Origin of the sequence: Paenibacillus sp. p3-SID867 (assembly GCF_025142895.1) — a bacterium.
Classification (GTDB): domain Bacteria; phylum Bacillota; class Bacilli; order Paenibacillales; family Paenibacillaceae; genus Paenibacillus_AQ.
Window position 1 is genome coordinate 1 of the sequence record NZ_JAMBDM010000045.1, and the last position, 11165, is coordinate 11165.

Consider the following 11165-nt stretch of genomic DNA (forward strand, 5'->3'; position numbering starts at 1 on the left):
ATGGTGCTATCATTTGGAAAATTTTCTTCCTTCGTCTTCATAATTTATTCCTCCATCTTTAAATATCATTTATTCTTCCGTTACAAAATATCCAAGCTCCCCCCCTTGATTAAAACGTTTCCAGTGGTTGGAAAGTTGTTTTAATGTTTCCCGATAGTTTAATCATATATCACACGAATTCAATTAATTTCCTATCTATTTCGGCGATATCACCAATCTCTGATGTACCATCCCAAATGATGATTGAGGCCATTTCTACTCCTCCATTTCTTTTGTAACAAAAAATAAAAAAACGCGCTAGATCCTAAGTCCTGCGCGTTGCATATCGCAGGATGGGAAGCGCGAATAGCGTTAACCCATCCCATATTATTAAAGGAATGGATTAACGCTTATCATGATGGTGAGATTGTTTTATAGTCAAAATAAACATCGTCTATTCTCCTTAATCATCACTATATGGCAATAATACCCACCACATTGCTTTAGAGTCAACAATAACCCCCCCATTCGCATTAACGTAATCTGCCCGTTAGGTTAATAAAATTGCATGGAAACATAGTTAGATGCTTAACTAATCGGTAATCGGCTCATGTTCTTGTCCATTACGGCAATCGGTACAAGTTCTTGTCCTTGGCTCGGGACAAGAACTTGTACCGATAAAACAAAAAAGCCGCTAAGTTAGCGACTTTCAATGGGACTACGTTCTTGTCCCTCGACATAATTTCCTATTTAATCACATCTAATTTGCGGGCGGTGTCAGCTTCGCTGCTACTACCCCATATAGTGTTTTTTCTTGTCTACTGGGTCCTGTATTTTCTATTGTAAGTGAACTAATTTTAAAACATTATTTTGTAGTGGATTGGATTCCAGCCACGTCTTTGTTGTTACTATTATGATGTTCTCCCCCACCTGTAAGCTTGATAAATCTTGAGTTTCATTTTTAAGAATCAGACGTTCATTGCTTTCCTGATCTTTTACTGTAACGAAAAATTGTTCATTACTATTTTGTATATTGATTACCTCTACCCATCTGCTCTCTAGATTTTCTTTTTTATAATTTGGATTTTCGATAACAAAATGTTCAAGTGTAGACTTCTTTAAATCACCAATTTTATGTGAATCGAAACTATCCTCTGTTGTCTGGTTCTCGTTTTCAATATTCTTTACAATGTTATTTTCGGAAGATGAACAGGCCATTAAGAAAAGAACCAGTAAAATAGAGATTAGACTAGATGCGCTTTTTTTCATTTATATTATCCCACCCATTTATTAAAATAGACGCATATAATTGTGATTTAGATTCAAAATTATAATAATTTTCATACAGACAGAAATATTTTAAACTAAACTTTATTAATTCGAAATATAAGGAGTTATATTTCCTCCTAAATTTATTGCTTCTGCCACATGCGTAAAGTGTGTCCTTTCATAAGATGAATCTCCATAACCTGACGTATGAATTCCCAAAAGAACATCATTGTACCAATAAGGCGCACCACTATCTCCACCATCACTATCGATTTCTGATGTTACAATCAATCCAGGGTACAGACTACCATCTAAACTTGGACTACTATAAGTACTTATTATGTTCCCGCATTGAAAACCAGTAGTAGCTCCTGAAAAGCATAGTTTGTCACCTATTTGCATCTCTTGCCTAGATTTTTGATAGGAAGTATATTGCCCCATTGGCATTGTACTTCCTTTATATATTTTATTAGTTAGATATTTATTACTAGATAACTTAATTAGGCCGACATCTGCTTTGCTACCCACATGTTCTCGGATGGAACGCTCGTATCTCCACTTTTCATTCGGACGGACTCCTGCACAGTCCACAGACTTCTAAGAAAATTTCTTAAGTGATTCGCAATTATCCTAACTTCATTTTCGCAGATTGAAATCGACCTGAATCTCCGCGCCGCCTAGTTCACGTCCTTAGTCTCCAGGCGATGCATCGACAGCCAGGCAATCCACAAGCCGGAGCCTCCAAGCAACAGGTGGATCGCCAAGTTGGAGTTAATGGATACCAGCGGTCCGTTAAAGCCGGAACATGCGATGATCACCAGCAGGATGGAGGAGACCATCGTGGCCGTAATCGAATGCTTGCGCATGCCGAATAACAAAGGAATCAGCGCCATCGCGGCAGCCGACAACGAACTAACGGTGTACTCTATCAGCAGTACTCTTATCTGTTCCATCGTCAGCGAATCCCCAATGAAGGGATAGAAGCGATCCACGGCGACCAATATGGAACGTCGGTGATCATGATCATTCCGAATGTAAAAAAGAAGATGATGACCAATTTGGCAACGATCAGCTTGTGGCGTTTGATTGGATACGTAAAGAGCACAGTCAACGCTTTGTTTCTGTATTCCAAGACAATCATGGATGAGAGCAGCGAACCGGCGAATATCATGAAGGTTGCCCTCACGAAGGTATCGATCAGCATGAACGACTCTGGGTATGTGGAATAAGCGTAATCCTCGGCTCCATAATCGGTAATGCTTATTAGGGTCAGAAACAGAAGGATCGCTAGCTCGGCCATGGCGGCATAGCCGATATAACGGGCGAACCGGAACTTCCGGAATTCCAGCGAGATCAGTTTAAGCATCGTCGCCATCCCCCTTCATCAGGTTCATGAAGTATTCCTCCAGAGAGTGTGCCCGTTTGAAGACCGATTCGATCGCAACGTCGTGGCGAACGAGGCCCCTAATCAGCTCCGAAGGAGTCATGCCTGGATCGTAAACCCTTCTACAACCATATCCATTGTTCCATTGACATATTGGATCAAACACTGAATGCATCAAGAGATGCGTTGTTTAATTATAATGTCTAATACCATATTGTTTACGCTTTGCCCGCTACCTCCTCGATTTGTTTCAGCCACGCCGTACGCGTCGCCTCGTCGGAGCTCGGTACGGACTCGAAAAATACATGGTGCAACACCTCCATACCGCAATATTCAAATATTCCTTTGTCGGATGTCAATATTAACGCTTTGTCCATACCGCTAGCTGCATATTGGGCATGTGATTTCCCTTGCGTGTTGATGATTATGGCTTTTTTGCCTTTCAGCAATCCTTTCTGCTCCCCATTCACATAACGATAGGCAAATCCGTAAGTAAAAACCCGCTCAATATAACCTTTGACGATTGCAGGCAGTCCGGTCCACCAGATCGGATAGATGAAGGTAATCACGTCAGCCCATTTCAGATACTCCTGCTCCTGCTCAATGTCTTCACCTACGCCGCCTAGTATCTCGCTACTGCTAATGACGGGCTGGAACTCCATCGCATATAAATCGCGTACGATAATCTCATGTCCTTTTTGACGGAGGCTTCGAACGGTAGTTTCCAAAATAGCATGGTTAAAGCTTACTTTTCTCGGATGGGCATACACGATCAAATGGTTCATAGGGATATCTCCTCTCATTTAGCGCTTCAAATTGTGATAATTATTGATTGATCAATTACATTTACATAAAAACTAGCACATACCTCGATCTGTACATCTGTAATACCACCTGCTCCAATACATGGTAGACAAGACTCCCCTCGCCTCCCCTAAGTCTTGTCTGATGACTTAAAGAACCCGTAAATCTAGTCAGTGAGATTAAGAGAATCTAAACGACACGCACCTCAAGATAAGTCGCTTGTCGATATTTGAATATGGATATTTAGTAATTGATCAATCACTAACATGTTGACTATTTTATGTCTTCTTTCTCTGAAATGCAACTCATATTTCGTCATTTTTACATAAAATTTCATAATTCCATAGTTTGAGGCCCTCTGTAAATGAATAAACTTGTCGTGATTTCATATTCGACGTTCAACCCACTGCCTTAACAGTATCATGTCAGTACTTATTTTACGCGGTCTGTATCTGACGTTATAGGTATGGCTATTTGGAAATGAATATTTGACTCAAATACAATTATATAAAATACAAAGTCACTAATCTAGCGACTTTGTATTTGGGCATAATCAAATTTTGATGTTAGTTCGTTCAATCTGAGATTCTATTACATCATATAGAGCAAGTTTATAGTTTATTTTATCTAAATTAAAATATAGCTCTCTTATGCTTTTCTCAATTTCTTTTTTATGATGGAGCATCATCATTTTTCGTTCCGAAATCGTCGAATCTCCTTCTTTATACAAGTAGACATACTTCTGAATTTGAGCAATCGGCATTCCTGTTGCTCTAAGCGCAGTAACGAAGTGAATCCAGCTTAAATCATTTTCGTCATATAACCGCTTCCCATTTTCATTTCTCTTCACATGCGGAAGCAGCCCCTCCTTTTCGTAATATCGAAGTGTCGGAGCCGCTATTCCTGTCAATTCAGTCACTTTCTTTATAGTCAACATAAATAAAACTCATCACCTCCTATTAAAGTAAACTTTAATTGATTTTTTGGAAAATCTAATTAAAAAACCAAATTGACGCTGTAAAAAGAAGAGAAAAATATGATGAAATCAAATATTTCACTGGTTCAATTATACACTAATTTTTCAGTGAAAATGTCTTGACTTAAAGTAAACTTTATCATCTATGATAACAATGCAATTAAAAAATGAGTTCTGGAAGGATGAAGTTACAATGAATAATATCTCAATCGTCACTGGTGGTAGCCGTGGACTTGGTCGCAATACTGCCATCAGTATTGCCCGTCATGGCGGTGACGTCATCTTGACCTATCGTAGCCAAGCAGAAGAAGCAAAGTCTGTTGTTGCTGAGATCGAATCTTTGGGTCGTAAAGCAGTGGCATTACAACTTGATGTTGGAAATATTGCCAGCTTTGCGGCCTTTGCTGAGACAGTACGTTCGACCCTGCGGTCAACGTGGGATAGTGACACTTTCGATCATTTAGTGAATAATGCCGGCCACGGAGAAATGATAGACTATGCCGAAACTACTGAAGCTCAGTTCGACGGCCTGTTTAATGTGCATGTCAAAGGCGTATTTTTCTTGACCCAGGCTCTTCTGCCGCTTCTTGCAGATGGTGGTCGTATCGTGAACTTCTCATCGGGACTCACTCGCGTTTCTTATCCTGGCTTCTCTGCCTATTCCGCCGCAAAGGGTGCGGTCGAGATTCTAACCATCTATTTGGCCAAAGAACTTGGTCACCGAGGTATAACCGCCAATACTATTGCACCTGGTGCAATCGAAACCGATTTTCTAGGAGGTTCTGTACGCGACATACCTGCTTACAATGACACGTTTGCCTCGATGACTGCCCTTGGTCGAGTCGGCGTACCCGAGGACATTGGTCCTGCAGTCGCCAACCTACTTGGATCCGACAATCGCTGGATTAATGCACAGAGAATCGAAGTTTCGGGTGGTCAGAATATCTGATCGCAAGTAATAGCAGCAAAGACAATCCGTGAAACTAGAGCTGTTGCCGAACGAATACGACCATATTGTGTGTCTAAGGATAGTGTCAGCTATGTTGGACTACCAAGTAAGGGCATCTAATATTGAGTTACAATAAGTTACCATGTACTTGTCACGGGCTGCTTCCTATGATCCACTCTATTCCAACTATTCTATCCTTAGTTCAAGAAGCAAAGGCAGCCGATCTCTTGGTCGACTGCCTTTGCTTTTTTAGGGGTATCTTTTCCTGATAATTCAATAAACCGTAATTCACTTGGTTAAGCCAATAGATCATTAATCAATATCATGAGTAATAACGATTTTGCGTTACCCCTACCTTGCCTACATATCCACCTTTTGCATATTGCCGCGCTTTTGCAGTGATTTCATTTTGAGGTTTACAAGTGCAATACCTATGATAATTAGAATAAGTCCCACCACCATCTTGGTCGTAATCGTTTCTCCCAAAAAGAGAACGCTGATCACGATCGCAATGAGCGGGACCAGAAAATTAAACGATCCGATTTTGCCGGCTTCGCCCGATCTGACAAGCAGAAAGAAAACGAGCCAGGTCAAGGCCGTACAGAAGATTGCAATAACCGATAAAGTCGAGATAAACGTTTGGTTCCAAGCGATATCCGTCCAGTTTTCAACGGTAGTACCCGCTATCAACAATACAATTCCACCAAAAATCATCTGAAGGGTAGTCAACCAGATTGCATCGACTTTAGTAGATGTTTTCTTCATATAAATCGTACCGAATGTCCAAGTAATCGTGCTGGCTAAACCAAGCAAGATACCAACGGTCGAAATATTTCCAGAGCCATCGTTTATGCTGATAACAGCGACTCCTATAAAGCCTAGAACCAAGCCGACTATTTTGAAAGCGTTCATGGATTCGCCTAACCACAACCAAGCTCCGATTCCGAGAAGAACGGGCTGCATGAACACGATCGTCGAAAATAGACCGGCAGGCATCATATTCAGTCCGAACGTTTGAAAACCGAAAAAGAGAATGATATTCAGTAATCCGGAGATTAGGTAAATATGCCAAGTATGCTTCAAATTAAGATATCTATAACGCGGCAAAGCGAAAAGAAGCAGAATGAGACCTCCGATCGTGATCCTCAAGCCGGCAAAAAGCAATGGGGGTGCAAACTCGAGTGCATATTTGGACAACGGCCAGTTCACTCCCCACATTGCGACTAAAAAGGTTAACAGGATAACAGTAAGTGTTCGCGAAAGTTGCATTTATCTTCAGCGCTCCTTTGTGTAATGGTGATTACCATGGTACAATAGATCAACTTATAAATAAAATGCATATTTATTATGAAGGAGATATCATAATTGTTATGACACATTCGCAATTGATGTTGTTTGTGAAAATAGTCGAGACTGGTAGCTTTACCAAAGCCGGTGAGCAATTAAATATGACACAACCTGCCGTCAGCCGAGCCATCTCAACGCTTGAATCGGAATTAGGAGTCACTCTCATGATTCGTGAACGAAAAAGCGGGGTTATCCTCACCGATATCGGCTTGCGCTTGCTTGCCATATTCAGAGAGATTTTGCATGGATACAATAAGGTAGAGCAGGAGGTAACCGCTGAAAAAGGGTTTGAAGTTGGCACCGTTCGTGTCGGGGTGTTCCCGATTGTGTCCGCGCACTTCTTGCCGAAATTATTGCGAATCATTGGGGAGAAGCATCCGGGGCTGACATTTGAACTGTTTGAAGGAACCATCGAAGAGATTAAAAAATGGCTAGAATCCAGAATAATCGATGTCGGTTGGATTATACCGCCGAGCAACGAGCTTGAAACGATTCCGTTCTTTCGAGATGAATTATGCCTGGTCCATCGGGATGATCATCCCTTGCAAAGCCGCCAAACCATTCATATTACGGATCTGGATAATGAACCTATGATTGTGTGCAAAGGCGGGTTTGTAACGCCGATTTTTGAGCTATTTAAGCAATTCCGAACCACGTTGTACGCCAAATATAACGGTCACAACATAAACACGGCGTTGAGCATGATTCAAGAAGGCTTGGGAATCTCGATCGTATCGAAAACTTCTTTGTCGCTATCTACACTGCCACCTAATGTCCGCATCCGGACCATTAATCCGCAGCCCTATAGAGACATTCACTTGGCAGTTCCTTCATTAAAGGAGGCTTCACATGGGGTGAAACTGTTCCTCCAGACTGCAAAGGAGCTTTATTTATCCGGGGATCGGTTCCACTAATGTTCAATTATCGCGCATGGCAGAAGATTCAGTTCCCCAAATAATTAGTATTTTTAAAATCCTCAACAATAGTTCTTTCTGTACTAGTTCGATTTCGAATATCAATGCTTAAGACATCTTGTTCTATTAGCATTTTGTTCAGCATTTAAAGGCAAAAGCATAGATGTAGCTGTAGCGATGAGTGGTTCATAGTTGATTACAAAGGCCAAAGTAGATGAAAATTAGAGGAACAAACCGTTTAAACAAGACATTCCCTCCAGTATTTTGTGTATTATACCCTTGTTTTATTAAACTCTCCTGTCCGTTAGCTTAATGGATATTGCATGGAAACATAGTTAGATGCTTTTCTAATCGGCAATCGGTACAAGTTCTTGTCCTTGGCTCGGGACAAGAACTTGTACCGATAGAACAAAAAAGCCGCTAAATTAGCGACTTTCAATGGGAACATGATCCTGTCCCCCGACATAAATCTTTCTCTCCACCCTACTGAACAAAATTTTGCCCTACTTCTGGTAAGGTTCCCCGTATCATCTATAGCGCAGTTTGGTGCGACTAAACGGTAAGCCTATTCGAAACCGCCCATCCGATCACCGGATGAGCGGTTCTTAGTTCCTACTTCTCCTGCTCCTTTATCACCTGCTCAATCCCGAGCAGAATCAACTTCAAGCCGAACTCGAACGACTTGTCAGTCCCCATCAGTTCGAACAGCCCGTTCGTGAACATTCTCCGGAACAGTCCCGCATCCGTTTCGCTCATGGAATCCAGAAGGCGAGTCATTTCCTCACCCGGAAGCGCTCCCGCTCCATGGTCCTTAAGAATCGCGGAAACATTACGCTGGTGCTCATAATCGTCCAGAACAAAGTTGAAGACATAATTCATAATCGTAAGAACTGCTTGTATTTTTTGCTCTTGCTCAAGCGGCGTCGATTCCACGCAGAGCAGCATACGGTTGGTGAACCGGATGATGTCCGGTTCGTGGGGCAGCGTCGACATCATGAGCTGCGTGGAGCAAGGATACCGGCTGAGCACGCTTCGGACCGTTACCGCAAGTCCCTTCAGCTGCTCCTTCCAGTCCCCCTCGGAGCGGTACTCCTCCAGAATGATTTTCGATACCTGGTTGGCCAGACGCTGGTAGAGATTCTGTTTGCTATTAAAGTACCAGTATATAGAGGGAGCCTGAATCCCTAGCCTAACGGCCAATCGTCTCATGCTGAATTTCTCGATCCCCTCCTCACCAAGTAACTCCCACGAGGCTTCCAAAATCCTATCCTCCGATATCTGAGGTTGCTGTTTTTTCATCGTTATCCGTCCTTTATCTAACAGTGTAAGTTTATACTTTACAGGTTCATAGGATCATGATATCATCTAACACTGTAAGGTTCAATCTAACACTGTAAGATTGAACCCAAAATAATAAAGAAAGTAGTGACCCACATGGATGCAGAAAACCTCCATTACTTTGAAAAAGCCCCGGTCGCAAAGGCCGTAGCTCACTTCGCTGTACCTATGATGCTAGGCACGTCAATGAGTGTCATCTATTCCATCTTGAATGCCTATTTCCTTGGTACGCTTCACAATACCGCCATGTTAACCGCACTCGCGCTAACCTTGCCGTTATTCGCAATTATTATGGCGCTTGGCAACTTGATTGGCATAGGTAGCGGTACATTCATCTCCCGTTTGCTGGGAGAGAAAAAATATGATGATGTAAAGCAAGTATCTTCATTTGCTTTTTACAGCAGTTTGGTTCTCGGTCTGATTGTGATGGCCGTCGGTCTCCCGTTGATCGAACCCATCGTTTATGGACTGGGGGCAACACCTGACTCCTTCGGATTCACGAAGGACTATGTCACGATTATGCTTATCGGTTCACCATTCGTTGTATTATTCTTCACGCTGGAGAATATCGTGCGCTCGGAGGGTGCAGCCATCACATCGATGATCGGTATGATTCTCAGTGTGGTCGTCAATATTGTTCTCGATGCATTCGTCATCTTCGTGTTCCATTGGGATGTGATCGGCGTTGCGTCTGCTACGGTTATTTCCAACTTGGTTGCGAGTGCATTCTACGCCTTCCATATAGGAAACAAGAGCCAATTCTTAACCGTCTCCGTAAAATGGTTCAAGGCTTCCAAGGAAATTCTGAGCAATGTATTCAAAATCGGAGTTCCCGTCTTTATGATGAGTATCTTTTTGGGTGCAATGTCGCTCATCTTAAATCGTTTTCTTGTTGAATATGGAGATCCGGCCGTAGCGGCTTACGGAATTTCATCACGTTTATTGCAATTTCCTGAGTTTATTTTGATGGGCTTATGCGAGGGAGTCGTGCCGCTCATTGCCTTTTCCTTTACAGCGAATAAATTACGGATGAAGCAAACCATTGGATTTACGATCAAAACGATTGTGGCGTTAGCCATCGTATTCGGTGTCATCGTCTATCTGATTTCCGATCACTTGATTGGTTTATTTACGAATGACCCTCAATTAATCGAAATGGGCAGCTACATTTTGCATGTGACATTCTTATCCTTGTTCATTACAGGAATGACCACGTTGTTCATAGGGATCTTCCAAGCAACAGCGCAAGGAACAGCCGCGTTTATTATGTCCGTTATTCAAGGAGTTACTCTGATTCCTGTGCTCTATATCGCCAATTGGATGAACGGCTTCCACGGGGTGATCTGGTCGCTCGTCATTGCGGATGCCGTCGCATTCCTTGTCGGTGCCATCATGCTGTATGTTTTGCGGAACAAATTGCAGCCGGATCTTGATAGTTTAGTACAGTAGAAACCAAAACCTAAAACACGCAAGAAGGCAGGATAAGGGCAACTCATGCTCCTGCCTTTTCTAGATAGGTGAAGCAGAAAGTTTCGCCTTCACTTGTAGTAAGGCTCAACGAGTTTGATCTTCAATTATCCTGCCCGTTAGCTTAATGAGATTGCATGGAAACATAGTTAGATACTTATCTAATCGGGAATCGGCTCATGTTCTTGTCCATTACGGCAATCGGTACAAGTTCTTATCCTCGACTCGGGACAAGAACTTGTACCGATAAAACAAAAAAGCCGCTAAATTAGCGACTTTGAACTGCACCCCAATTGTTAGACACATCTAACAGTTGGAGGTGCAGTTTTTTTATGACTAAATTTACTAAGGATAGCAAATTGGCATTAATTCAAGGGTATGACTCTGATCTTCTATCTCAGACCGAATACGGAAATCAAATGGGCGTTACCAAGTCTCAATTCCAATATTGGTTGAAGCTCTATAAGATGCATGGTGAGACTGCCTTTACTAACGGCTATACAAAATTATCCGGCAAGCTTTAAACTGGACGTACTCAATCATATGGCTCAATCAGACGCTTCTCTCATGGATACCGCTGCTTTGTTTAAGCTTCCGGACTTCTCCATGTTGTATTCCTGGCAGAGAAAGATGGAGACAGGCGGTTTAGAAGCCCTTGAGCCAACAAAGAAAGGGCGTCCATCCATGAAGAAAAATTCCAATTCGTCTACCAGACGATCCGTAGTTCAAGGGTCTGTC

The 11165-nt window shown here is 42.2% G+C and carries 13 protein-coding genes; 5 read left to right on the plus strand and 8 right to left on the minus strand.

All coding sequences use genetic code 11. The annotated features are described in order from the left end of the window. Positions 1–816: 816 nt before the first annotated feature. The 6 genes from M4D81_RS34365 to M4D81_RS34390 all read right to left on the minus strand — a co-directional run bounded on the left by M4D81_RS34365 (position 817) and on the right by M4D81_RS34390 (position 4373). The gene (locus M4D81_RS34365) at positions 817–1248 is read right to left on the minus strand and encodes a hypothetical protein (protein WP_260069653.1); all 432 of its coding nucleotides are present in this window, start codon (positions 1246–1248) and stop codon (positions 817–819) included. A gap of 105 nt (positions 1249–1353) precedes the next feature. Then, positions 1354–1839 (minus strand): trypsin-like serine protease, encoded by a 486-nt coding sequence (locus tag M4D81_RS34370; protein WP_311200742.1) that lies wholly within the window; start codon positions 1837–1839, stop codon positions 1354–1356. Positions 1840–1925: 86 nt separating this feature from the next. Further along, on the minus strand, positions 1926–2201 hold the full coding sequence (locus M4D81_RS34375) for a hypothetical protein (RefSeq protein WP_260069655.1): 276 nt from the start codon (positions 2199–2201) through the stop codon (positions 1926–1928). A 2-nt stretch (positions 2202–2203) separates the two neighbouring features. Next, a complete protein-coding gene (locus M4D81_RS34380) occupies positions 2204–2614 on the minus strand; it encodes an ABC transporter permease (RefSeq protein ID WP_260069656.1) in 411 nt (136 codons plus the stop codon). Between the two features lie 236 nt (positions 2615–2850). Further along, a complete protein-coding gene (locus M4D81_RS34385; protein WP_260069657.1) occupies positions 2851–3417 on the minus strand; it encodes an NAD(P)H-dependent oxidoreductase in 567 nt (188 codons plus the stop codon). Between the two features lie 572 nt (positions 3418–3989). Continuing rightward, positions 3990–4373: a MerR family transcriptional regulator gene (locus tag M4D81_RS34390; protein ID WP_194542708.1), complete on the minus strand. Its 384-nt coding sequence runs from the start codon at positions 4371–4373 to the stop codon at positions 3990–3992. 232 nt (positions 4374–4605) lie between these two features. Here M4D81_RS34390 and M4D81_RS34395 point away from each other — a divergent pair, with 232 nt between their 5' ends. After that, positions 4606–5361, plus strand: a complete 756-nt coding sequence (locus M4D81_RS34395) for an SDR family NAD(P)-dependent oxidoreductase (protein ID WP_113061840.1) — start codon at positions 4606–4608, stop codon at positions 5359–5361. A 360-nt stretch (positions 5362–5721) separates the two neighbouring features. Here M4D81_RS34395 and M4D81_RS34400 read toward each other — a convergent pair whose 3' ends face one another. Beyond that, the gene (locus M4D81_RS34400) at positions 5722–6630 is read right to left on the minus strand and encodes a DMT family transporter (RefSeq protein ID WP_074961910.1); all 909 of its coding nucleotides are present in this window, start codon (positions 6628–6630) and stop codon (positions 5722–5724) included. Positions 6631–6731: 101 nt separating this feature from the next. Here M4D81_RS34400 and M4D81_RS34405 point away from each other — a divergent pair, with 101 nt between their 5' ends. Continuing rightward, positions 6732–7622 carry a LysR family transcriptional regulator gene (locus M4D81_RS34405; protein ID WP_260069658.1) on the plus strand — a complete coding sequence of 297 codons (891 nt, stop codon included), beginning with the start codon at positions 6732–6734 and terminating at the stop codon, positions 7620–7622. Positions 7623–8234: 612 nt separating this feature from the next. Here the strand turns inward: M4D81_RS34405 and M4D81_RS34410 are convergent. After that, complete coding sequence (locus tag M4D81_RS34410; protein ID WP_260069659.1) at positions 8235–8921, minus strand: TetR/AcrR family transcriptional regulator; 687 nt, start codon at positions 8919–8921, stop codon at positions 8235–8237. A 135-nt stretch (positions 8922–9056) separates the two neighbouring features. On the opposite strand from M4D81_RS34410, the gene M4D81_RS34415 reads away from it, so the two are divergent. The 3 genes from M4D81_RS34415 to M4D81_RS34425 all read left to right on the plus strand — a co-directional run. Next, positions 9057–10409 (plus strand): MATE family efflux transporter, encoded by a 1353-nt coding sequence (locus M4D81_RS34415; RefSeq protein WP_260069660.1) that lies wholly within the window; start codon positions 9057–9059, stop codon positions 10407–10409. Between the two features lie 350 nt (positions 10410–10759). Further along, positions 10760–10951, plus strand: a complete 192-nt coding sequence (locus M4D81_RS34420) for a hypothetical protein (protein WP_260069661.1) — start codon at positions 10760–10762, stop codon at positions 10949–10951. Positions 10952–10970: 19 nt separating this feature from the next. Beyond that, positions 10971–11165, plus strand: a 195-nt coding sequence (locus M4D81_RS34425; protein WP_260069662.1) for a helix-turn-helix domain-containing protein, incomplete at its 3' end; no start/stop codon positions are given.